Below are 23,579 nucleotides of genomic sequence, written 5' to 3' on the forward strand. Positions count from 1 at the left end.
AACATTATATCTCAAGAGATAGTCCATCATATTTTTCCATATCCAAAACTTGTACACAAAGCTTGCCCAATACACTTTTAAATAAGGTCGCAAAAAAAGTAAAACGTTAAACATTTTTATTCGTAAATCAGATAATAACTATATCTCTATCAAATAAGTGAGCATCAGTTAAGTATGTTTCGCTAGATGAATTTCCATCACCATTTATGTAAAACTTTAGTTCTTTAATTAATCTTGTTTAATGGGAATTCTCAATAACTTATTGCAACCTTGGATCGTGAAGATTTCAACAAATTTTTCAGATGAAAAACCTAATTAAATTGGCAATAGATTCTTCCATGATAACATTAATTAAAAACTGTCTTATAGAAAAATCAGAAATGAACATTGTAACCGTCATTCCGCACCTAATTTAATAATTAAAATAGTGTGATCCAGTGATCATTTCTCAGTGAAAAAGACGATACCATCTTGACCGCGAACGACAGTTTTGATCTATTACTGTTATTTGACGGTCTCAAAATATGTCGACTCAACCTATTATTAAGCGCTTGGATCACCTTGGCCTCATTGCCGCTTTTTGTCATGAAATCGGCCTGCCACAGATGATAGATGCGGTCATTCCTAAGTATTCCGACCACCATGTTTCTCATGGTGACGCTGTATTGGCCATGATCCTTAATGGACTCGGCTTTCACAGCAGAACGCTTCACATGTTCTCTGACTTTTTTAAGACCAAGCCCGTGTCTAAATTGCTCGCCAAAGATATTGATGCACATCACCTGACCGATGACGTGCTAGGTCGCACCTTGGATGCCCTGTACGAAGCCGATGTCTCCGCGCTCTATCAAGTTATTGCACAGCGCGTTGTTGATAAACTCGGCCTGACTACGGACGCTGTTCATCTGGATATCACGAGCTTTCACGTTGATGGCAAGTATGCGCAAGATGAAGAGACCAATGTGATCCAGCTTGTGAAAGGTTATAGCCGAGACCACCGTCCAGAGCTCAATCAAGTGGTGCTTGAGCTCATTTGTGAAAACCAAGCTGGCCTTCCGGTTTATATGCAAGCGCTCAGTGGTAACACCAATGATGCCAAAGCATTCGCCGAAGTCACTCGCCATCATATTCATTGTCTAAAAGCGGCACAAAATAGCCGTTACTTTATCGCTGATGCCGCGTTGTACACAGAAGAGAGCATCGCCTCGCTAGATAAACAACAGCAAAAGTTCATTACCCGAGTGCCGATGACCATCAAACTGGCAAAGCAAGCTTTGCTTGCCTTAGAGCCAGAGCAATTAAGCTCGATGGGCAACGGCTACTCAGGGTGCTGGATAGATTCGGACTACGGCAAGGTGACTCAACGCTGGTTGCTCGTTCACAGTGAGCAAGCGACAAAGCGAGAAGAAATCACCTTCTACAAAAACTTAGAGAAAAACGTCGCTAACGAACTCAAAGCGTTAGATAAAATAAGCAAGCTCCCCTTCGCTTGCGATGCCGACGCAACATTGGCATTCAACACCTTCAAGAAGCAATGCCAGCTACTGGGATTTGAACAAACCATTATCATCAAAACGCCGACTTACTCGAGTCCTGGTCGCCCAAAGAAAAACGAAAAACCGACTGGATATCAATATTTCATCGAGGCGCGACCATTTACCGACCTAGAAAAAGTAAAGTTGGCAAAACTTAAAGTCGGCATGTTCATCCTTGCAACGAATGACATCGCCAGCGAAGCGCTAACAATGGAAGCCCTTCTCAAGCACTACAAATCGCAACAAAAAGTCGAGCGCGGGTTTCGTTTTCTAAAAAGTCCGGAGTTCCTAACTTCTTCAATATTCTTGAAAAAACCACAGCGTATTGAAGCATTGCTGATGATAATGACGCTGAGCTTGCTTGTTTACGCCAGCTTAGAGCACAAAATCAGAGAACAACTCACCCAAACCGAAGCGTTTTTCCCGAGCATGGTAAGCAACAAACCGACGACAAAGCCGACGGCACGCTGGGTGTTCTTGAAGTTTGAAGGTATAGATATCTTGGAAATCAATGGCCAACGATTCATCACAGGGCTTCAAGAACATCAAACTCGGCTTTTAAAACGGTTAGGTAGCCTCTACGAGGCAGTTTATTCCTGAATTAGGTGCGGAATGTCGGTTGTAAAAATAGGTTACATGTTCACCTAGGAATTCAAGGAAATCGTAAAGTAAAATCTAATAGTTCTGTATCCACATCATGAATTAATTCACTTAGTTAAATGCTAAACACGGCCTTGTTCTCAGAGAGTCGAACTCAACCATTATTAATGGCAATCATATTATTTACTTTAAATTTTAGCATGTTATTCGATTTGCACCCACTAGCGTCCTCTCTACCTAATGGACAAGGTGATAAGTTTTTTATAAACTTTGAGTTAAAAAACATATAGTTACACTCCTTTTTTAACAATCCATTTTTACGAAGCTTGGCCAGCATAATATCTAACTTAATTATACTTATATGTAAAATGTCCGATATTTCCTCTCTAGTTAGCTTGACATCAACTTTAAGCCATTCATCCTTAAAGTTACTGTTGAACACTGTTAACAAGTCAAAAACTAACTTTACTAACTTTTCGTCAGGAGAGGACGTTAGTAAAAAAATTGCCAAAGCCGTTTGTCTTTCCATGAAATAGTTTGAACTAAACATAAACTTAGTAAAAAGATTAATATTTGTGTGAGATAAATTGTTGATTAATCGTTTATCTATAAACGTTACTTTACTATCCCTCGCAACTATTATTTGTTTGCAACAAGTACATTTATCCTCTAAGAGCAAATGATAATCAGTCAGCCTACCTGGGATTATTGCATTTACAAATTTTGGTCTAGTGTAATCGTTAGTCCGTTTGGCATATAAAAGAAGTCCATCGTCTAAATATATAAAATTGTTTAACAACAACTGCTTACTTATCGAGCTTCCTTTGGATAAAGTCTTTGTTACACCATTTTCATATATAAAATCCACAATGCATTTTTCAACTTTTTCGGGGAAAAATATTGTCGACTGTTCCCTCATTCTTGCGTTTAGATCTACTGCGTTCATGATAAAGCCATCTAATAGTTACCACGTATATTAATTATAATAATTAAAACAAACTTTAAACATACCACTTATCAATTTTATATTTATAAAATCGTGACACAACCGACTTTCCGCACCTGATTTAGGAATAAATTTGCCGATACCGTTCGCCTAACACGTCGAGAATGATCTGCTGGTCCACTGTGAGTCCTGTGACTTGAGGTGGCGCCTCTCCCAACTGGTACTCGTGCACCCCGCCAAAGCGTAAAAAAATCCACCGCGCAGTCGGTTTTTGCGTGGGTTTCTTTTTCATGTCCGCCACACTCCGGTTCTGCTCTACTAAGCCCTGCCGGATCCGGTGCTCCAGCGCCGCATAAATCATCAGGCTACAGGTCATCACCATCAGCAACGCTTCGATACGTTCCGGTTTTTTAAGATATAACGAGGAGGTTAAAAATTCGGGACTTTTCAGAAACCTAAAACCACGCTCGACATTCTGCTGGGCTTTATAGGTAGCCAACAGCTCAGCCATGGTGAGCGTTTCACTGTGATCATTGGTCGCGAGGATGAACACCCCTGTCTGGTTGCGCGCCTCAGCCACCCGCGCCAAGCTACTTGCGGCTAACCCCTTGATGTGAAATTGGTAGTTCACCGGCATTTCACCCTTTTGGGGCCTTCCGCGCCCTGCATAGATAGGTTCACTCACGACTTCTGCTTCTAGTTGCAGCAGATTTAAGCTGACAGCAAAACGGGCTAATTCAGCCTGCGCATCGGTCTCGCAGGCAAAACGCTGGGCACATAATTTGTTGAAGGCTTTCAGTTCACGCGTGCTGTCTTTCAGTAGGTTTTTGGCTAATGTTTGCTGCTCACGGTGGCTGGCCTGTTCGCTGCGCACCAGCAACCAACGCTGCGCGACGTCGGCATAATTGGCGCTTTGCCAACAGCCATGATAGCCATTGCCCAGCGCAACCAGCGACTGGGTGCCAATGGTTGCCACGGCTCGCTTGGCTTCATTGAGGGTGACAGGCACACGAGTCACGAACAACTGTTGCTGTTGTGCCAGTAGTTGCAAGGTGTCGGCGCAATACAGCGCCGCATCGCCGACCAGATAACGACTCTCCTGCGCGGCCTTGAGACTGCTCAAGTGGCGCCGTACCGTCTGGGCAAAGGCCTTGGTATCATTAATATTACCACTCAAGGCTTGCATGTAGATGGGCAGGCCGGCCTGATTTTCACAGATAAGCTCCAGGATAACCTGGTTTAGCTCTGGCCGATGGTCGCGGCTATAGCCCCGTACCAATTGCAACTTACCGAGCTGCTCGCCATCGGCTTGGTCATAGGCGCCATCGACGTGGAAGCTGGTGATATCGAGGTGTACTGCAGTACTTTTGAGCCCCAATCGTTCAACGACCTGCTCCGCCATCACCTGATAAAGCGTGCTGACATCGGCCTCAAAGAGGGCATCAAGGCAGCGGCCGAGCACATCATCATTGAGGTCATCGGCACAGATCCCCGGGCCAATCAGGCGTTCTACAGGCTTGTTGGCAAAGAATTGCGGGAACATGTGCAAGGTCGAACTATGAAAGCCAAGACCGTTCAGTATCATCGCCACCAACGCTTCACCATGTGAGACTTTGTAGGGCGGCGTTTTGGGTAGCACCGCATCAATCATGCGAGCAATGCCGAGTTCTTGGCAAAGTGCAGCGACCAAACCAAGGTGGTCGAGGTTACGGATAGAGATAGCGGGAGCGGCCATGATGAATTACCTGCAAAAGAGAGTAATAGATCAGAATGACCGATCGCCGTCAAGTTTTTTAAATCGAAAATTAGGTGCGGAATGACGGACACAACAGACACTTGATAAAAATGCGTGATGGCAATCAAAAAATTTAATCAATGGAATTTGTGACTAGCATCATCATTTATCATACAACTTCTATATGCGTATATACATATTTCTAACTAATTTATGCTTAAATCTTAAAGCGTCAAAGACATTCGTTAAATAAATGCTGATGTGCTTTTTACATACTTAAATTGATCACATTTGCAGTTATTAAATACGGATAAAAATAATGAGCTTAAGTGCTTAAGGTTAATGGTTTGCAAAATGTGGTACGAGGCTTAATAATGAAACACTTATTATCAGCAATACTGTTGATTAAACTAATTCTTTTCATTCCTTTAGCATATTCTACACCTTGGGATAGCCTAACAACTGAGCAGGTTAAGTCGACCCTGGAAGAGAAGTTTACCGCAGGTAAATATTCGCCTAAAGGTGCAGATTCTTGCCTAGTGTGTCATAAGAAAAATGACAAAGTGATGGCTATTTTCGATGGCAAGCATGGTGACATGAGCCATTCCAATTCCCCCATGGCGGGATTGCAGTGTGAGTCTTGTCACGGCCCTCTAGGTAACCATAACAAAGGTGGCAAAGAACCAATGATCACCTTTGGTCAGGACAGCAAGTTATCTGCCCCGACTCAAAATACTGTGTGCTTGGGTTGTCACCAAAATACCGCCAAAGTGGGTTGGCATAATAGTTTGCATAATCTGGAGGAAATCGCCTGTGCATCCTGCCACCAGGTACATGTGGCTAAAGACCCTATCTTAGATAAACAACAGGTTAACCAAGCTTGTACTTCATGTCATACCCGCGAAAAAGCGGATATGAGTAAACGTTCATCCCATCCCTTAAAGTGGGATCAGATGACGTGCATCGATTGTCATGCGCCTCACGGTTCATCAAATGAGAGCGCCCTCAAAAAAGCCACAGTAAATGACACTTGTTATAGTTGTCATGCCGAAAAACGCGGCCCCTTCCTATGGGAGCATGCGCCCGTCACCGAAAACTGCTCAACCTGCCATAACCCTCACGGCAGCGTGAACGAGGCCCTAGTTAAGCAACGTGTGCCGCAGTTATGCCAACAATGTCATGCCGACGATGGCCATGCGAGCCGTGTGGTTAGCCAACCGAGTACCAATGCTTTTGGTGCGGGTATGGGTTGTTTGAATTGCCATAGCCAAATCCACGGCTCCAACCACCCTGCTGGCAGCAATTTTGCGCGTTGATTAAGGAGTCTGAGATGAAGTTTAAATTGAATTTAATCACCATTGGACTGCTTGCCGCCTCTGCAAGCGTTAACGCCGCAGACTTTTCGGTTAAGCAAGCCAATACCAGCCTGGTCAACACCAGCGCCTATCAATGTAAGTCCTGTACAGTAAAACTGGGCTATCAAGGCGAAGTCAATACCAATGTTGGCTGGGCAAACAGTGACGATATCCACTCAGGTAATAGCTTTGGCGACAGTGATGCGGGCTGGCGCGGCAGTGTCGGTGGCGATGTGAGTTATCGACAAGGTGAATACCAGGCAGTGATGAAAGCCGATGAACTCGGTTCGGACAACGGTTATCTGCACCTCGAAGCCGCCAAGAACAATCTGGGCGGCATCCAACTCGATTACAGCATGATGACTCGTTATGACGCCACTGCCCAAACCCAATTATGGCATAACAATGGGTTGCTGCTACCCGACAGTCACACCCGCTACCTTGACCTTGAATTACAGCGTGAAAAAGTCGGCATCGGCCTTGAGGGTGAGTTAGATGCGCTGCTTAACGGCCTCAAGGGCTATATCAACTATGACCAAGAGGATAAAACGGGCAATCGTCGCAGCAGTTTATTAGCCAACTCAGGCCCAATGAACTTTGCCTTGCCCGTCGATGCAACGACCCAAAATATCAATGCGGGTATTAGCATCGACCAACACCAATGGCAAAGCGAACTGGCCTATAACGGCAGTTATTACCGAAATCACATTAATCACTTAAGTCTACCCTATGCCGATAATGTGTATGCTGCCACCCCAGATAACGATGCTCATCAAGTCTCGTTAACGGGCCAATACCTACTCGGCACGAACGTGATTAACGGTCGCCTCGCTACTGGCCGAATGATTCAGGATGACAATCTTATCCAAGTCAGCGGCAATCCCCTGCAAAGCTGGGATGGTGAAGTGGAGACCTTAGACGCGCGTATCGGCTTTAGCAGTATGCTGAGTCCCCGTTGGCGCCTAAACAGTCAGCTGGATTACAGCGACCGAGATAATAAAAGCTCTACCTGGGATTTTGCCCAATTTGAAGTGGACAATGTCAGCGGTGCTTTTAAGCAAAACGTTGCGATGGATATTCAGCGCACTAACTTCAAACTGCAGAGTAGCTACCGTTTCAACAGCGACTATCGTTTACTCGGCGGTTTTGATTACAAAGCGGTGGAACGTAACTATACCGAGCGTGAAGAAACAGAAGACAGTGCGCTGTGGGCCAAGCTGAATATCCGTGTCATCCCTAAAACTGTGGTAGACCTTAAAGCCAGTTATGAAACCCGTGATGGCTCAACTTACGACAGCCTGGAAGCCACGTCCATCGAGGAAAATCCGTTGTTACGCAAGTTTTACCTTGCAGACAGAAACCGTAATGGGCTCGAACTCAGCGTTAATCATACCCCCCTGCAATGGTTAACCCTTGACTTCGATGCCCATTACAACAATGACGACTACGATGACACCCTCATTGGTTTAACTGAGGTGCAGGACTACGGTTACAACGTACAACTCAGTGCGCAGCTCTCCAACAGATTCAACGTTTTTGCTAGCGCAGGGCAACAATGGATTGAATCTGACATCGCAGGTAGCCAAGCCTATTCCACCCCAGATTGGTACACCAATATCGACGATGAGTTTATCGACCTCAATATCGGTTTCACCTACGACGGGCTGATGGATGACCGCTTAAGCATTGGGGGCAATTACCAATTTGCTAACTCAGCGAGTGACACCCTAATCACCACGACCACTAACCAGCCTTACGGCGATTACTACTCCTACAGCCACAACTTTGAGCTGTATGGCCGTTATGCCCTGAACAACAGTATGGGACTAAAACTGAGCTATCAGTACGAACGTTACTACGATACTGACTATGCCGAAGTCAGCCCCCATGCCGTTCCGGGATTAGTGACCTTGGGTGAGCTTAATCATAACTACAACGCGCATCTGCTGATGTTGACCTTCAGCTACATGCTGCCTTGATTTAAAAGAGGTGAAGAGAATGGAACGTAGAAGTTTTTTAAAAATGAGTGCCGCGGTGACCGCTGCAGCGACAATTTCTGGATGCAATAAAAGCGCTAGTGAAGCCAATGTTGTACCACCGACGACAACACCCACGGATGAAGTCATTAATTGGTCCGCTTGTTTGGTTAACTGTGGTTCAAACTGCCCCATAAAAGTGTTCAGTAAGGATGGGGTTATCACTCGTATCGAAACAGATCATGAAACCACTGATGAGTATGGCGTTAATCATCAAGCAAGAGCTTGCCCCAGAGGCCGGTCATTAAGGCAACGAACTTACGCGACTGATAGACTTCGTTCACCAATGAAACGAGTAGGTAAACGTGGTGATGCTCAATTTATTCCTATTACATGGGAACAAGCTTATTCAGAAATAGCCACTAAGTTACAAGTAATTAAAGAAACCTATGGCCCAGAATCAATATATCTTCATCATGGTTCAGGAGCTTATTATGGTTTTTCATCTAATACTGCGACTTGGGGACGTTTATTAAATTTAAATGGTGGTTTCCTTGATTACCATTGGGATTACTCTTGGGCAGGAGTCTATGCTGCGAGTATAGCGACATACGGAAGTCAATGGGACAGTATTAGTGGTTCATCTCTAAGCGAAATTGAAAACTCTGACCTATTTATTGGTTTTGGATTTAACCCTAATGAAATTCGCATGAGTGGTAGTGGTGAAGGTTATGACTTTGTGAAAGCCCTTGAAAAAAACCAAAAGGGAATTAAAGTTTGGATGATCGAACCTCGTTACACTGATTCTATGCGTGGGAACGAAAATGAATGGCTTGCTATTCGCCCAGGAACAGACGCAGCATTAATCGAAGCTGTTATTTATCAGATGATTAATTCTGGCTGGGTAGACTCAAATGCGAAGTCATTTTTAGATAAGTATGTTGTAGGTTATGACAGGAATTCTTTAGTTAATGCCAAAGCATCTATCGCGTTACATTCAGATCCATTCATTGCATCACATGCACAGTATGTAAACCCAGATGAAAACTATTTTGATTACATCATGGGACAAGGCATTTATTCCGCTAACGGAGCTAAAACTCCAAGTTGGGCGGCTGCTATTTGTGGCGTATCTGAAAATAAAATCAAACAATTAGCTACAGCAATTATGGCTGCAGAAGCGCCATATATTTCTGCTGGAGCAGGTATTAGTCGACATGCTAACGGTGATCAAGCAACCCGAGCTGTTTATACCCTAGCGATAATGACAGGTAAGATTGGCCGCCCAGGCGTAAACAGTGGTGCAATGCCTACCAGTTATAGCTTTGGGGTATCAGGAATGCCGGCAGGTAATAATCCTGTTGAAGTAACAATCCCAGTCTTTACATGGTCCGATGCGATTGTTCGAGGCAAAGAGTTCACAGGAACCACTGATGGTGTTCGTTACAAGACGAGTGGCAGCCAAGAACTAGTAGACAACAACCCTGCAAAGCTAACAACCAACATCAAAGCCATAATCAACTGTGCGGGTAACACACTGGTAAACCAACATTCTGACAGTAATGGTACAGCAGAGATATTACAAGACGAGACACTGTGTGAATTAGTGATCGTAAGTGATTGTTGGATGACAGCTTCTGCAAAATTTGCAGACTATCTGTTACCTGATAGTACTTGGCTTGAATCTGATGACTATGCAAATGACTCTTATGCATCAGGGCAGATGGCCTATGCAACCTTCATGAGTACATCACTAACTCCTCTTGGCCAAGCTCAATCAATGTATGAAATGTGTACTGGCATAGCCAAGGCAATGGGTAAAGAGTCTGAATATACCAATGGGCTAACTGGCCAACAATGGTGTGAAAAACTCTACAGTGAAACAAAAGCGATGAATCCAGACGTTGCGATGCCCAATACCTATGAAGAGGCTCAAAAAATTGGGGTATTCCGCAAATATATGCCAGCTTCATTTGTAGCGTATCAATCATTTATTCAAAACCCAACAGCAAATCCACGACCAACGATTTCAGGAAAGTTTGAAATATTCTCCATTTCCCTTGCACGTAAAGCGGCAACTTGGACATTGCCTTCAGGAGACAAAATTACTGCCCTGCCACAATATGTTATCACTTGGGACGGGTATGAAGATGCTGATGCGATTAATGCTGGCTATCCATTACAACTTTGTGGTTATCACACAAAAGGTAGAACCCATTCCAGTTATCACAATGTCGCTTGGTTACGTGAAGCAGTTGAAGATGCTGTGTGGATGAATCCAATTGATGCAGCTCAACGCGGTTTAGCTGATGGAGATAAAGTCCATATTTTCAATGACAGAGGTACGATAGAGATTCCAGTCAAATTAACACCTAGAGTAACACCAGGAGTTTGCTCCTTAGGGCAAGGTGCATGGTACAAACCAGATAGCAATGGTCGAATTGGTCCATCTGGTCATGTGATTGATATTGGTGGTTGTATTAACACATTAACCAAATACCATCCTTCGCCCATTACAAAGGGGAATCCACAACATACCAATCGTGTTCAGGTAGTAAAAGCTTAAGGGTAATCAAAATGACAGAAAAAACTCAATTTGGATTCTATTTCGATAGTAGCAAATGTACAGGCTGTAAGACTTGTCACATTGCTTGTAAAGACCGTATGGTTGGAAAAATTCGAAACAAAGATGACGTAGCCTTAAATGGCGTAGCTTCTCTACCTGGCATGTTATGGCGTCGAGTGTATGAATACGGTGGCGGAACATGGAACCAGAATAGCGATAATAGCTTCGAACAAGATGTATTTGCTTACTATACCTCGTTAAGTTGCAATCATTGTTCTGAACCTGTTTGCGTCAAAGCTTGCCCAACAGGAGCGATGCACAAACGCAAGGAAGATGGTCTTGTGTTAGTTGAAGAATCACTTTGCATTGGTTGTCAAAGTTGTTCTAGAGCATGTCCTTACGATGCTCCGCAAATTGATAGAGACCGAAAAGTAATGACTAAATGTGATGGTTGCTACGACCGTCTTGCCGAAGGTAAAAAACCTATTTGTGTCGAAAGCTGTCCTTTGCGAGCATTAGATTTTGATACGATGGAAAATCTACGAGCAAAATATGGCGATGGAGATGAGCATTTTGCCCCCTTACCTTCGCAGTCAATAACGTCTCCAAACTTGATTGTAAAAGCCTCTCGAAACTCAAAATCGACAGGCAATGCTAGCGGTAAAGTATTGAATATACGCGAAGTTTAAAGAACTTTTAAGTTAAGGTGCAATGAAAATTGCACCTTTTAAAATATAAAAAGATAATTCAATCATCATGAAAAGAAATAATCTCGCAACACTCAACGAATTGAAAGCTATATCAAATATTTTACATTCAGTATTAATGATATATCCTGAGGCAGAATTACTAAATCAATTCAAAGAGCAAAACCTAGCCAAAGATTGGCCAAGACTAACTAATTCAAAAAGAGAATCTCAAGCTTTAGAAGAATTGTCCCGATTTCTAACACAATGGAGTGATAATAATGATGAACTCATTAAGCTTAAATTAGATTACGGAACGGTTTTTTATGGTCCAAACACTCCCAAAGCAACACCTTGGGGGTCAACCTATTTATCACCTTCACAGCTATTAAATGACAGCAGCACTATTGAGTTAAAACATTTTTACGCCAAACACAGAATAAATGTTAAAGCCGAAAGCAATGAACCTATTGATCACATCGGCTTAATTATGGCTGTTATTAATTTTTTACTAGAAAAAATGATAGAAAACCCTAGTGTCGATGATTATAGATTAGTTCTTACAGAGCTATTAGAGACCCATTTTCTACCGTGGGGAAATCGGTGTTTGCAGTTAGCTTATGAAAGTTCTGAATCAGACTATTATAAAGGATTTTCAAATTTAGGATTAGAGTTCTTTGAATATTTAATTAGAGTATTCAACTTAAAAGTTAAAGTTAGGAATATTTATCGCTAGGTATCTAATAATGACATTATTAAATTCAATAAACCAACAATGGGAAAAATCTCATTTAAGTGACGTGTTAAATCAGAAGTTTAGAAACCATAGTCAAATAAATCAATTTATTACAGGTGCAACCAGTTTAAATTCTGTGACATGTATGATTGCTGCGCTGGTATACAATGAAGGTAAACCAGAGTGGTTGCCCCAAAAAGTTAACTTCAAAAAAATATCAGAAGAACATGTTTTAAACTGTTTATTTATTAGCTGCCAGTTACTATTTATAAAAGCATTGCAAGATAACGAACTTAGCCAATGTGAAAGACTCATATTCACATTGGCAAATATCTGGGCAAACAACTTCGCCCCCAAAAACTCTAGTATCTGCAGCTTAATAAATAAGATATGTTCTCAACTAGATATCATAACATTACAAAATGGGTTAAAAAACAAATCAATAAGATAAATACATCTTTTATCGTCACTTTACATCTAGATCGTTTAAATAATATGGATTGGTTCTAATTTTTAATTCAATCTGATAAGCTTATTTTGTATCTTCCACAGTATTATCTGTTTTCAGTTCTAAAATATCATTATAAAACAATCAACTGGAAAGAGTGTAAGTTATCTTTTATCAACAGTAATTCATTCTTTATTAGATTAAAAGAAATGATTTTTATGCAAACTGCAAGTTCAAAAAATGCATAATAGTTATATTCTCAGTAAATTATCATAAATTCTGGACTAATGATTGAGCGGGCGCTATCTATACTATTATTAATTTTTAATCATAAGCACCAACTGGCGAGCACCCTATTATTCTGCCACCTATATTTAGCTTTATTTACAAGCGCTTAACATAATTAAAAAGAAAGTTAAAAATCCATGTACTGTAAAAATAGCGCGCGATGTATTAAATCGGGTGACTTAGATCTACTTCATATGTGACTTTATTAAGTGACTACGCAACTGTGAAATATAATGAGCATACTCGTTTGGAGGCGTCGCTGAGAACTTAGCGAACCAAGCCAATAATAAATCTTTATAAATACTCGCTATAGATATAGAAATAATTTGACTGGGAATATTAAAACTTATTGTAGGAAAAGCCTGATTTAATCTTTCCTGTAGAATTTTGCTCATAAGCATATTCACATTTGTTAATAAAAAATCAAGATCATTCCCCAGTTTATAACTCATAAAAAATCGATTGTTTCCTAATTGACGTGACCGATTCAAAAACGATACTAAGTGAGGTTGTGGCTCAGTCTGCAGCCAGTTTTCAGATGTTGTAAGATCATCGAATAACAGGTTAAACATATCCTCATGAATTTCAAGCATAATGTGTGCTTTAGATGGATAATGCTTATAAAGTGTACTGCGGCCAACATTAGCCTCTTCGACAATGTCTTTTACAGTAATGTCATTATAGTTTTTATTCTTTACTATTAGTATAAGTGCATTCTTAATTGCACTTTTAGTTCGGCAACGTTCTCGTTCTCCACGTTCCATAGCTTGGTATCTCACATTATAACCAACAAATCATATTCGTCTAAGTATGGACAATATATATAATTTGTCTATATTTTGCAAATCTTAAAGCATTTATCATTATGACTCGACATTAACTTTTGTTTTATGAGATGGTTGTTTATGAAATTTAGCTTAGTTTTTTTGTTTTCGGTTGCTTTTAGTATACCAGTTACTGCTAGTGAAATAATTTCAGCTGAAAAAATTATCAGGAATCAGCATCAGCTGCTAATTAATAAGATTAGTTCAATTGAAGCTGAAACACTTAATAAATGGATAGAAACCAAGAAAGATTTTATTCTTTTAGATGTTAGAGAGTCTGAAGAAATCATTGCTGTAAATATAGATATAAATAATAAGATAAACATCCCTAGGGGAACGGTGGAATTTAATGTTCAGAGGTTGATCCCAAATAAGAATCAACATATTGTTGTTATGTGTTCCCATGGCATTAGAAGCACAATCGTTACTGATATCCTTAATAAATTTGGGTATATTAATGTTTACAATCTAAAGGATGGGCTATTTTCATGGGTTAACTCTGGACACAGGGTAAGTAATTTTTATGGTTCATTTAAGATTGATGAATTTAAATCAAGCATAAAATAATTTTTTAAATTTGGAGTTTTTATGAATATTGTGATGTTACTTTACCCTGGTATAACCCCTTTAGATTTATTTGGGCCATTACAAGCTTGGTCATTAATAAATGATGTTAATATTCAACTGGTTTGGAAAAATCGTGAGCAAATAGAGACTGATACTAGCGCATATTTATTGCCAACTTGCACCTTTGATGAAATTGATGCTCTGCCGAGAGTTGATATACTTTTTGTTCCAGGAGGAAAACTTGGTGCATTTGAAGCAATGCAAGATCAAGAAGTTTTAGATTTTTTAAATCGTACCTCAGATAAATCATCTTGGATTACGAGCGTATGTACAGGTGCACTTATTCTTGGTGCAGCAGGATTATTGGAAGGCTATAAAGCAACGACACATTGGACAATGGTCGATATGCTTCATTCATTTGGTGCTGTCTATACAAAAGGCCGCTATGTGATTGATCGTAATCGTGTAACAGGTGGCGGTGTTACTGCTGGAATTGACTTTGGTCTTGCAATTATATCACGTATTATTGGTATCGATAAAGCACAAGAAACTCAATTACTACTGGAATATAATCCAGACCCACCGTTTAACTGTGGTCATCCTGATGTTGCTCCTCCAATTTTAGTAAATAAAGTTATTTGCGATTTGTGGGCAATTGGTTATCCCGTCATAGCAAAGAATATTTAGCCACGTTCAGTTATTTACTGAGCATATAAAATATTAAGATTAACTTGCACCCTGAAATATTTTGATTAAAGTACACACAAACATCAATCGTAAAGCTAAAGGGTGCAAGTGTTAATTACCTTATATAGTAAAGAATCCGCCTTCTTAGAAGGCGGCTTTGACTTGCCCCTGGAAGGGGCTATTCCAAGAACCTACATCATCTGCAACGACAATTGAGCCTCATGTGCCTGATCTTGTTTATCTTGATGGCGCACATATCGTCTAATGATTTCTTCATTAACCCCTACTGTATCTACAAAATAACCTCTGGCCCAAAAGCTATTGCCCCATAGTTTTTTACGTACATGAGGGAATTTATTGAACAGCCTTATCGCACTTCTTCCTTTCAATACTCCCATCAGCGTTGATACTGACAGCTTCGGCGGGATTATGACAACTAAGTGAACGTGGTCTATCTGAACGTTTAATTCTAAAACCTCACAACCCTTCATATTGCAAAGGATATAAATTGACCTGTATAACTCCCTACCAAGGTTTCCTTTTAAAATTTTAAAACGGTACTTCGGAGTCCAAACAATATGATATTTGCAACGCCAATAAACATGTGATGAACTTCTATAATCGCCCATGCTTTTCGTTTCCTCTTACTTGTGGTGAATAAGAAGTCTCTTTTAGCATGGGCGTAATTCAGGCTATAGCCTCAAGGAACAATCACCACCGCCAGAGGCGGTGGTTTTGGGATGACAATAAATCTCTATCTGTATTCTCATACTCCTATCTCTATATTACATAAGGACATAGAGGCTAGAAATATTCCTGTAGCTTTCGATTGAAAGCTATGCACATCAGTTTGTATAAACTTAAAGGGTTTTGTATGCCTGAAACTCAGAATGTAATTTGATATTTGAACAATTTTTGGACTTGTTCGTAAATCCGATTTGGGAAACAAAGCTCATCCTAGATCATTGCTGAAACGTTTTGGGGCATAAACGTTTTAGAAATGGCAGCGTACCTACGTGATCGCTGCCATTTCAGTATGAAACTTTAATACCAAGTATGAACCTTTAATACTTAGTATGAGACTTTATTACTCTCCCACAGCGGTTTTCATTTAAATATCTCTATTTATTCTACTGTTACAGACTTTGCCAAGTTACGTGGTTGATCCACGTCGGTACCTTTGATTAATGCAACATGGTACGACAATAGCTGTAAAGGAATAGTGTAGATCAGTGGCGCCATAAAGATGTCACAGTGTGGCACAGGGATCACTTTCATCGTGTCATCCGACTCGAACTCGGCATCTACATCGGCAAACACATACATTAAGCCGCCACGGGCACGCACTTCTTCAACATTCGATTTCAGTTTTTCGAGCAATTCATTGTTTGGCGCAACGACAATCACTGGCATATCGGCATCGATAAGCGCTAGTGGGCCGTGTTTTAATTCGCCAGAGGCATAAGCTTCAGCATGAATATAAGAAATCTCTTTCAGCTTTAACGCGCCTTCCATCGCAATCGGATATTGATCGCCACGGCCAAGGAATAATGCATGGTGTTTATCGGCAAAATCTTCAGCCAGTTCAGCAATCGCAGCATCTAAACCTAAAGCTTGTTCCACTTTTGCTGGCATAGATTGTAGGCTTTGAGTAATTTGGGCCTGCATTTGATCAGACATGCCATTGTGACGACCGATCACCGCAGTCAACATTAACAAGCCAGCAAGCTGTACTGTGAAAGCTTTAGTCGATGCCACGCCAATCTCGGCGCCTGCTTTCATCATGTAAGCCATGTCAGATTCGCGAACCAGTGATGAACCTGGCGCATTACAAATCGTCAATGTGGCTTTGTAACCCATTTCTTTCGCTAAGCGCATGGCCGCTAAGGTATCGGCAGTTTCACCCGATTGTGAAATCGTCACCAACAGGCTATTTGGGAATAAGTGCGACTTGCGATAACGGAATTCAGAGGCAATTTCGACGTTACAAGACACACCAGCCCAATCTTCTAACCAGTAACGTGCCGCCATGCCCGCATGGTAACTAGTACCACAGGCGATGATTTGCACATGTTTGATATCTTTTAAAAACTCAGCAGCGTTGTCACCAAAAGCCGTGTCTAGCACTTGCTTATTAGCAATACGACCTTCAATTGTGCGCGTCAGTGCCAATGGCTGCTCGTAAATTTCTTTAAGCATATAGTGGCGATATTCGCCTTTGTCACCGGCATCGTGGGTAATTTCAGATTCTTTGACTTCACGCTCAACGGCATTACCGTTTAAGTCGAAAATACTCACGCTGCGACGGGTCACTTCGGCCACATCACCTTCTTCTAGGAAAGCAAATGAGCGAGTGACGGGTAATAAGGCGAGTTGATCTGAAGCGACAAAGTTTTCACCTAGACCAAAACCAATCACCAATGGACTACCAGAGCGAGCAACAACCATACGTTCACTATCACGACGGTCAATAACGACTGTGCCATAGGCGCCTTCGAGTTGTTTAACTGTGGCTTGTACAGCACCAAGTAGAGTGTTATGGGTTTTCAGCTCATGGTGCACTAAGTGACAAATCACTTCGGTATCGGTATCTGAACTAAAGTTGTAACCTAAACCTTTAAGCATTTCGCGCAGTTTATTGTGGTTTTCGATAATACCGTTGTGCACCACGGCAATATCACCTTCCGATAAATGCGGATGAGCATTACGCTCACTCGGCTCACCGTGAGTCGCCCAACGAGTGTGCGCGATACCGGTTCCGCCTGCTAATGGGTCAGTTTCAAGCGCAGCCGACAACTCTTGTACTTTGCCAACGCGGCGCGTACGGTTGAGTTCACCATTGTGAATAACGGCAACGCCTGCAGAGTCATATCCGCGATATTCTAAACGGCGTAAGCCTTCTACCAGAATTTCAGCCACATCCCTTTGCGCCACGGCGCCTACGATTCCACACATAGTCTTTACCTATAAATTAAAATGAAGTTGTTAAGCAATTTTGTCTATTGAGCATAGGGCGCTAGCATGACTCGCACGCCCTGATCTGAAATTTGTTTGAGCGCACTCTCGTCGATACGTGAGTCGGTGACCAACACACTGACCTTGGCCCACGGTAACTCTAAGTTAGGGATCCGCTTGCCGATTTTGTCTGAATCGACCATAACGATCACTTCGCGGGAAACTTCGGCCATCACTTTGCTTAGACCTGTTAACTCGTTAAAGGTGGTGGTCCCGCGTTCAAGATCGATACCATCGGCACCGATAAACAGTTGGTCGAAATTATATGAACGCAACACTTGCTCGGCGACTTGGCCTTGAAAGGATTCAGAATGCGGGTCCCAAGTGCCACCGGTCATCAATAAGGTGGGCTCGTTTTCGAGTTCATGGATGGCATTTGCAAGGTGTAGCGCATTAGTCATAACCACCAGCCCACGCTTATCGTTCAGCTGTTCAATCAAGCCTGACGTCGTAGTGCCACTATCGATAATGATGCGATTGTGATCTTTAATCAGCTGCGCGGCGGTTTTCGCAATAGACAGCTTATTAGGCGCTATCTTGGCAGAGAACTGTTGAGTGACTTCGTCTGGAATCGCCACGGCGCCACCGTAACGGCGCAATAATAAACCCGTTTTCTCAAGCGCGGCGAGATCCTTACGAATCGTCACTTCTGAGGTTTCAAAACGTAACGACAGTTCATCAACACTCACTTCACCCTGTTCGTTCAATATGGTGATTATACTGTGGCGACGCTGCTGTGTGTTTCGTTTGTTCATAAAACCTTTCAGGTAAGTTTCGATTCGAAAGGTGCATTATAGTGAAACGAAACTTTTTTGCTAGTCATACGAAGCACTCTTTCGCATGATCGCGAGTCATTTTAATTAATTTAAAATTGTGAACTTAAAAAACAACCAATAAAAAAGCAGTTTATCCTTTAGGGATAAACTGCTTTAAATAGATTAAAAATCCTAATAAGTATTAGAACTTAGCTTCAACTGCAACACTGAAGTTACGGTCTTGGCCAATAGTGACCATATTGTACTGGCCACCATCGATATAATCGGTATCGAAGAGGTTTCTCACGTTGGCGCGAAGGCTCACATCTTTGCCCATGATATCCATAGTGTAGGCTGCACCTATATCGAAACGCACATAACCATCTTTAGTAATAGTGTTATCGAGATCGGCAAAACGCTCACCCACATAGATAGCACCGAAGTTCATCGCAAAATTGTCAGTCACTTCGTAACGGGTCCAGATATTGGCCGACCACTCAGGGGCATCAATCGGAGTTTTACCTTCACGGGCATCTCCCGTTTGATACTCTGCATCTAAATACATCATGGAAGAAGTCACAAACCAGCTATCACCGATTTGACCCTGTGCTCCCATTTCAAAGCCACGATGTTTCTGTTCACCACCCTGAGTAGTGATATCGGTATAATTACCAATTGGTGTAGATAATTTCTCTGAAATTGTGATGTTTTCGAGCGTAATATCGAATACCGCTGCGGTTAATAACAGGCTATCGTCAAACAATTCCCACTTAGTACCCAGTTCATATTGAATACCGTATTCTGGCTTTAAATTCAGGCCATCGTTGACATCGAATTCGTTATTTACCGCGCCTTGTGGTGTAAAGCTTTTTGAATAGTTAACGTAAATATTGCCATTACTCATTGGCGAGTAGATCACACCAAACTTAGGCGATACGGCATAGCTATTTTCGCCATAACCATCTTTTTTCTGTTCGTCGTAACGCACGCCAGCAAGCAATTTCCATTGCTCATTAAGCGTCATTAAGTCCTGTAAATAGAAACCGTAATACTTGTATTCGCTTGGGGTACCTTTTTTGCCATTGTGGTAATCAAGATCTGGCTCAATTACCGCTTGCCCAGAAATAACGGTTTGAGTTGCCCCACGCTGAATTTGCTGCTGGTAGAAATAGTCTAAGTAGTTAGCCCCAATAAGGAATTGGTGCTCCATGCCCGCTAAGGCAAATTCACCCGTAAAGTCCACGAAAGCGGTTTTATGCTGCCAATCGTCGTAACGATCGAATGGTTTGATACTATACCCCTTAGTGAATGGGTCTTCAGTATATTGGGGAGCTGAATCAAAACGTTGACGATTAAATTGTTGATCGTTATAGCCGACTTTAACTTTCCAATCATCACTCATCTGCCAAGTTAGATCGGCACCTAAGTTAGAGACTGTGTTATCGGTAAAGGCCCAAGGTGCATCCCATACGGTTTTACGTTCGCCGATAACATTACCTTGTTTATCTAACCACCCACCCGCATCAATGCCTGCTTTATCTTGGGTATGATCGTACTTAACCGATAACAGAACATCATCACTGACATCAAATTCTAAGTTTAAGTAGCCCAGCCAACGGTCACGCTCTTGGTTCTCATCGTTAGCGGAATACTCACGCCAGTATTTTGTGTCTTGCTTCACTAACACGCCGCGGTAACGAAGACTCTGAGCATCATTTAAACTGCCGCCCGCATCTAGCTGAGCACGGGTCGAACCAAAACCATCAGTATCAAAACCTAAATCGAGCATTGAATCATAGGTCGGTTTCTTAGTGACCATATTCACTAAACCACCAGGGCCAGATTGGCCGTACAACATGCTCGAAGGACCTTTCAATACTTCGACTTGCTGTAAAGTTTCAATTGGTTGTACGTAGTGAGACCATTGTTGATGGCCATTGATAAGATAACCGTTACCCGAATCGAGCTCGAAGCCGCGGATACTGAAGACTTGACGGTTCCAGCGCGTGGTTCCCGCCGTCACACTGGAGTCGTTAACTAAAACCTCGGCAAGGTTAGTGGCCAACTGTTCATCGGTCACAAAATCGGGGATCACATTAACTGACTGTGGGGTATCCATTAAGTCGATATCGCCACGCATGGCACCCGATGCACTACCGACTTTATAGTCGTTAAAAGTACGGCCAGTCACATTGATGCGCTCAATATTATTATCGCTCGCCACTTCTGCAATAACCGGCATAGCCATTAATGCCGAGCCTACAGCTAAACCTATAACTGAATATTTAAATACCATTGCCAACACCTCAAATAGACCTTTCGTCTTAGAATTGCAGGCAATATAAATGAGAAGTGTTTTTATTTTCTCTTCTTTACTAAAATTTACAATTGAGTGTGATAGTGATCAAATTAACTTAAAAACCAACAATTTGCCCATACCACAAAAACATGAAGAAAATCTTAATTATTAAGCATTACTTAATAAAAAGGCTTTTTAGTGCAAAACATTGAACACAATAAAGATAAAAGCGGCACATGGCCGCTTTTTTGACATTAAGTTGAGTTTTAAAACTTACTTTTTAATTTTCACTGGACGTTGCCAACCTGTGAGGTGTTTTTGTTTAACACGAGTGATCACTAACTCATTCTCACCTACATCACGGGTAATCGTTGAACCGGCCCCTAAAGTTGCCCCTTTACCTATGGTCACTGGAGCCACCAACTGAGTGTCAGAGCCGACAAAGACGTTATCTTCGATAACAGTAAGATGCTTATTCGCGCCATCATAGTTGCAGGTAATAGTACCAGCACCAATGTTGACGCCATCACCAATGATGGCATCGCCTAAATAGGCTAAGTGCCCTGCTTTTGATCCCACGCCAATCACCGCTTTTTTCACTTCAACAAAGTTGCCTATATGTGCATCTTGCTTAAGCTCTGCGCCGGGACGTAAACGGGCAAATGGGCCAGCACTGGCAGCAACGCCAAGCGTAGCACCTTCGATAATAGAGTAAGGCTTGATCTCAGCATCATCGGCAATCTCGCAATCAATTAAAATCGCGCCTGCGCCAATAGTGACATTATTACCCAAGGTCACTTTGCCTTCGAATATCACATTAATATCGATCATCACATCCATACCAACAGTGACTTCACCACGGATATCGATACGGCTTGGGTCGCGAAGGTTCGCTCCCGCCAACATGAGTTTTTCGGCTTCACGAGCTTGGTAAGCACGTTCAAGTTGCGCTAATTGTACGCGATTATTGGCGCCTTCGACTTCAATGGCCGATTGTGGCTGAGCAGTATCAATGGCAACGCCATCAGCGTGCGCCATAGCAATAATATCCGTTAGATAATATTCGCCTTGAGCATTATTGTTCGATAAACGGCTCAACCAAGTTTTAAGTTGTTTACCTGGAACCGCCATGATGCCGGTGTTAATTTCGTTGATCAGCAACTGTTCTGCTGTCGCATCTTTTTGCTCAATAATTCCAATGACTTTTCCTTGCTCACGGACAATACGGCCATAACCAATAGGATTCGCTAAATTCACTGTTAAAATAGCAACACCATTTTCAGGACGGGCGGCGAGTAATGCTTCGAGAGTCGATGTTTGGATCAACGGCACATCGCCATAAAGAATAAGCACTGTATCGCTGTCGGCGATATGTGGGCTAGCCTGTGCAACCGCATGACCTGTGCCTAATTGCTCGGCTTGCAATACCCAGTTAAGTTGTTGCTCACCCAAACAGGCTTGTAGCTTGTCGGCACCATAACCATAGACTAACTGAATAGAGTCACTGCCAACTTTATTAGCGGTATCGATGACATGTTGCACCATGCTCTTATGGGCGATGGGATGTAATACCTTAGGAAGATCAGAGCGCATCCGTGTTCCCTTGCCAGCCGCTAAGATCACTACATTTAATGCCATTACCATATCCTTGAACAAATACCCAAGAGGGTGAAAAAATTACGGTCGTATACCAATCACATTAAATATCTAATCAGTTCAGAGCCTCACAGGCATCTCAATCCAAGGCGCATTGACGCAGAAATGGTTATTCCCTTTTAAATCAATGCAACACGGGAGTGGGATGCCTGTGAGGCTCCCAAAGGGCGGGTTTCAACGCGCTTCATACTGCGTTCAAGGCTTTCGACAGAGCACCACTATGCCTTCAAGCCTTCGCCTTGTCTAAAGCGCGTTGAACTCCCGCTGAATGAACAGATATTTAATACGATTGGTATTAGTGGCGCAATTTTAACGGAAAGCACATCGAAAAGCGAAGTAGATAGCAATGCTAGTCAATCAAAGACATGCAAGAATGCCAATCTATCCCATTTTTAGACACAAAAAAGGCGACCATAGGGTCGCCTTTTTTCACAAACAATAACCTTATCTGGCAATGTTTTTCTTGATGGTTTCAACAACACGTAATTGAGCCATAGCCTTAGCTAACTCAACCATAGCCGCGTCATAATTGAAGTCAGCGCCAGCAGTTGCCATATGGGCTTCTGCACGACGCTTAGCTTCTAATGCCGCTTGCTCATCAATATCTTTGGCACGCATAACCACATCAGCCAATACGGAGACAGAAGAAGGCTGCACTTCCAGAATACCACCTGAAAGGTAAAACACTTCTTCACTGCCGTCTTGCTTGACGATGCGCGCCATGCCAGGTTTGATATAACTAAGCAAAGGAGCGTGGCCATGCATTATGCCCAACTCACCTTCAGAACCAGTCACTTGCAGCGAAGCTACACGACCAGAGAAGATTTTGCTCTCTGCGCTTACAATATCAAGATGTACTGTCATGGCTGCCATCCCGTTCTCCTTAAAAAACTAAGTATGAATAC

General features: G+C 42.2%; 19 protein-coding genes. 10 read left to right on the top strand and 9 right to left on the bottom strand.

Annotated elements, in window-relative coordinates; translation table 11 throughout:
- The first annotated feature begins 524 nt into the window (after positions 1–524).
- On the top strand, positions 525–2,135 hold the full coding sequence (locus L5M51_RS19600; protein WP_115014254.1) for an IS1634 family transposase: 1,611 nt from the start codon (positions 525–527) through the stop codon (positions 2,133–2,135).
- Positions 2,136–2,289: 154 nt separating this feature from the next.
- Here L5M51_RS19600 and L5M51_RS19605 read toward each other — a convergent pair whose 3' ends face one another.
- Positions 2,290–3,081, bottom strand: coding sequence for a Crp/Fnr family transcriptional regulator (locus L5M51_RS19605; RefSeq protein WP_263174195.1), 792 nt, complete (start codon positions 3,079–3,081; stop codon positions 2,290–2,292).
- A 121-nt stretch (positions 3,082–3,202) separates the two neighbouring features.
- Positions 3,203–4,816 carry an IS1634-like element ISShes12 family transposase gene (locus tag L5M51_RS19610; RefSeq protein WP_011715680.1) on the bottom strand — a complete coding sequence of 538 codons (1,614 nt, stop codon included), beginning with the start codon at positions 4,814–4,816 and terminating at the stop codon, positions 3,203–3,205.
- A 374-nt stretch (positions 4,817–5,190) separates the two neighbouring features.
- Between L5M51_RS19610 and L5M51_RS19615 the strand changes: the two genes are divergently transcribed.
- From L5M51_RS19615 to L5M51_RS19640, 6 genes are all read left to right on the top strand, one after another.
- Entirely contained in the window at positions 5,191–6,132 is a 942-nt protein-coding gene (locus L5M51_RS19615) for a DmsE family decaheme c-type cytochrome (RefSeq protein WP_218737739.1), read from the top strand.
- Between the two features lie 14 nt (positions 6,133–6,146).
- Positions 6,147–8,150: an MtrB/PioB family decaheme-associated outer membrane protein gene (locus tag L5M51_RS19620; RefSeq protein WP_263174200.1), complete on the top strand. Its 2,004-nt coding sequence runs from the start codon at positions 6,147–6,149 to the stop codon at positions 8,148–8,150.
- A 19-nt stretch (positions 8,151–8,169) separates the two neighbouring features.
- Positions 8,170–10,713 (top strand): DMSO/selenate family reductase complex A subunit, encoded by a 2,544-nt coding sequence (locus tag L5M51_RS19625; RefSeq protein ID WP_263174201.1) that lies wholly within the window; start codon positions 8,170–8,172, stop codon positions 10,711–10,713.
- A gap of 11 nt (positions 10,714–10,724) precedes the next feature.
- A complete protein-coding gene (locus tag L5M51_RS19630) occupies positions 10,725–11,402 on the top strand; it encodes a DMSO/selenate family reductase complex B subunit (protein ID WP_218737736.1) in 678 nt (225 codons plus the stop codon).
- A 67-nt stretch (positions 11,403–11,469) separates the two neighbouring features.
- Positions 11,470–12,135, top strand: a complete 666-nt coding sequence (locus tag L5M51_RS19635; protein ID WP_263174205.1) for a molecular chaperone — start codon at positions 11,470–11,472, stop codon at positions 12,133–12,135.
- A gap of 10 nt (positions 12,136–12,145) precedes the next feature.
- Positions 12,146–12,586, top strand: a complete 441-nt coding sequence (locus tag L5M51_RS19640) for a hypothetical protein (RefSeq protein WP_263174209.1) — start codon at positions 12,146–12,148, stop codon at positions 12,584–12,586.
- Positions 12,587–13,056: 470 nt separating this feature from the next.
- Here L5M51_RS19640 and L5M51_RS19645 read toward each other — a convergent pair whose 3' ends face one another.
- Entirely contained in the window at positions 13,057–13,635 is a 579-nt protein-coding gene (locus L5M51_RS19645; protein ID WP_263174211.1) for a TetR/AcrR family transcriptional regulator, read from the bottom strand.
- A 141-nt stretch (positions 13,636–13,776) separates the two neighbouring features.
- Here L5M51_RS19645 and L5M51_RS19650 point away from each other — a divergent pair, with 141 nt between their 5' ends.
- Entirely contained in the window at positions 13,777–14,262 is a 486-nt protein-coding gene (locus tag L5M51_RS19650; protein WP_263174213.1) for a rhodanese-like domain-containing protein, read from the top strand.
- 21 nt (positions 14,263–14,283) lie between these two features.
- A complete protein-coding gene (locus L5M51_RS19655) occupies positions 14,284–14,949 on the top strand; it encodes a DJ-1/PfpI family protein (protein ID WP_263174216.1) in 666 nt (221 codons plus the stop codon).
- 191 nt (positions 14,950–15,140) lie between these two features.
- Here the strand turns inward: L5M51_RS19655 and tnpA are convergent, their stop codons facing one another.
- The 5 genes from tnpA to glmU form a co-directional block, all read right to left on the bottom strand.
- Entirely contained in the window at positions 15,141–15,578 is a 438-nt protein-coding gene (gene tnpA / locus L5M51_RS19660) for an IS200/IS605 family transposase (protein ID WP_263174219.1), read from the bottom strand.
- A 496-nt stretch (positions 15,579–16,074) separates the two neighbouring features.
- Positions 16,075–17,904 carry a glutamine--fructose-6-phosphate transaminase (isomerizing) gene (glmS, locus tag L5M51_RS19665; RefSeq protein ID WP_105250786.1) on the bottom strand — a complete coding sequence of 610 codons (1,830 nt, stop codon included), beginning with the start codon at positions 17,902–17,904 and terminating at the stop codon, positions 16,075–16,077.
- 44 nt (positions 17,905–17,948) lie between these two features.
- On the bottom strand, positions 17,949–18,719 hold the full coding sequence (locus L5M51_RS19670) for a DeoR/GlpR family DNA-binding transcription regulator (protein ID WP_011791272.1): 771 nt from the start codon (positions 18,717–18,719) through the stop codon (positions 17,949–17,951).
- Between the two features lie 202 nt (positions 18,720–18,921).
- On the bottom strand, positions 18,922–21,015 hold the full coding sequence (locus L5M51_RS19675) for a TonB-dependent receptor (protein WP_263174225.1): 2,094 nt from the start codon (positions 21,013–21,015) through the stop codon (positions 18,922–18,924).
- 276 nt (positions 21,016–21,291) lie between these two features.
- Positions 21,292–22,656: a bifunctional UDP-N-acetylglucosamine diphosphorylase/glucosamine-1-phosphate N-acetyltransferase GlmU gene (glmU, locus tag L5M51_RS19680; protein WP_263174228.1), complete on the bottom strand. Its 1,365-nt coding sequence runs from the start codon at positions 22,654–22,656 to the stop codon at positions 21,292–21,294.
- Positions 22,657–22,797: 141 nt separating this feature from the next.
- Between glmU and L5M51_RS19685 the strand changes: the two genes are divergently transcribed.
- A complete protein-coding gene (locus tag L5M51_RS19685; protein WP_263174277.1) occupies positions 22,798–23,070 on the top strand; it encodes a hypothetical protein in 273 nt (90 codons plus the stop codon).
- Between the two features lie 48 nt (positions 23,071–23,118).
- Here L5M51_RS19685 and L5M51_RS19690 read toward each other — a convergent pair whose 3' ends face one another.
- Positions 23,119–23,547 (bottom strand): F0F1 ATP synthase subunit epsilon, encoded by a 429-nt coding sequence (locus L5M51_RS19690; RefSeq protein WP_105250790.1) that lies wholly within the window; start codon positions 23,545–23,547, stop codon positions 23,119–23,121.
- Positions 23,548–23,579: the final 32 nt, after the last annotated feature.

It is taken from the genome of Shewanella sp. SM73, from assembly GCF_025653795.1.
GTDB classification, from domain to species: domain Bacteria; phylum Pseudomonadota; class Gammaproteobacteria; order Enterobacterales; family Shewanellaceae; genus Shewanella; species Shewanella oncorhynchi.

What these genes read in the sequence shown, in the direction of transcription:
- L5M51_RS19615 (WP_218737739.1), top strand. Translation starts at nt 5,191, where the DNA reads ATGAAACACTTATTATCAGCAATACTGTTGATTAAACTAATTCTTTTC.
- L5M51_RS19605 (WP_263174195.1), bottom strand. Translation starts at nt 3,081, where the DNA reads ATGAACGCAGTAGATCTAAACGCAAGAATGAGGGAACAGTCGACAATA.
- L5M51_RS19625 (WP_263174201.1), top strand. Translation starts at nt 8,170, where the DNA reads ATGGAACGTAGAAGTTTTTTAAAAATGAGTGCCGCGGTGACCGCTGCA.
- glmU (WP_263174228.1), bottom strand. Translation starts at nt 22,656, where the DNA reads ATGGCATTAAATGTAGTGATCTTAGCGGCTGGCAAGGGAACACGGATG.
- glmS (WP_105250786.1), bottom strand. Translation starts at nt 17,904, where the DNA reads ATGTGTGGAATCGTAGGCGCCGTGGCGCAAAGGGATGTGGCTGAAATT.
- L5M51_RS19630 (WP_218737736.1), top strand. Translation starts at nt 10,725, where the DNA reads ATGACAGAAAAAACTCAATTTGGATTCTATTTCGATAGTAGCAAATGT.
- L5M51_RS19670 (WP_011791272.1), bottom strand. Translation starts at nt 18,719, where the DNA reads ATGAACAAACGAAACACACAGCAGCGTCGCCACAGTATAATCACCATA.
- L5M51_RS19600 (WP_115014254.1), top strand. Translation starts at nt 525, where the DNA reads ATGTCGACTCAACCTATTATTAAGCGCTTGGATCACCTTGGCCTCATT.
- L5M51_RS19635 (WP_263174205.1), top strand. Translation starts at nt 11,470, where the DNA reads ATGAAAAGAAATAATCTCGCAACACTCAACGAATTGAAAGCTATATCA.
- L5M51_RS19620 (WP_263174200.1), top strand. Translation starts at nt 6,147, where the DNA reads ATGAAGTTTAAATTGAATTTAATCACCATTGGACTGCTTGCCGCCTCT.
- L5M51_RS19640 (WP_263174209.1), top strand. Translation starts at nt 12,146, where the DNA reads ATGACATTATTAAATTCAATAAACCAACAATGGGAAAAATCTCATTTA.
- tnpA (WP_263174219.1), bottom strand. Translation starts at nt 15,578, where the DNA reads ATGGGCGATTATAGAAGTTCATCACATGTTTATTGGCGTTGCAAATAT.
- L5M51_RS19690 (WP_105250790.1), bottom strand. Translation starts at nt 23,547, where the DNA reads ATGGCAGCCATGACAGTACATCTTGATATTGTAAGCGCAGAGAGCAAA.
- L5M51_RS19610 (WP_011715680.1), bottom strand. Translation starts at nt 4,816, where the DNA reads ATGGCCGCTCCCGCTATCTCTATCCGTAACCTCGACCACCTTGGTTTG.
- L5M51_RS19645 (WP_263174211.1), bottom strand. Translation starts at nt 13,635, where the DNA reads ATGGAACGTGGAGAACGAGAACGTTGCCGAACTAAAAGTGCAATTAAG.
- L5M51_RS19655 (WP_263174216.1), top strand. Translation starts at nt 14,284, where the DNA reads ATGAATATTGTGATGTTACTTTACCCTGGTATAACCCCTTTAGATTTA.
- L5M51_RS19675 (WP_263174225.1), bottom strand. Translation starts at nt 21,015, where the DNA reads ATGGTATTTAAATATTCAGTTATAGGTTTAGCTGTAGGCTCGGCATTA.
- L5M51_RS19650 (WP_263174213.1), top strand. Translation starts at nt 13,777, where the DNA reads ATGAAATTTAGCTTAGTTTTTTTGTTTTCGGTTGCTTTTAGTATACCA.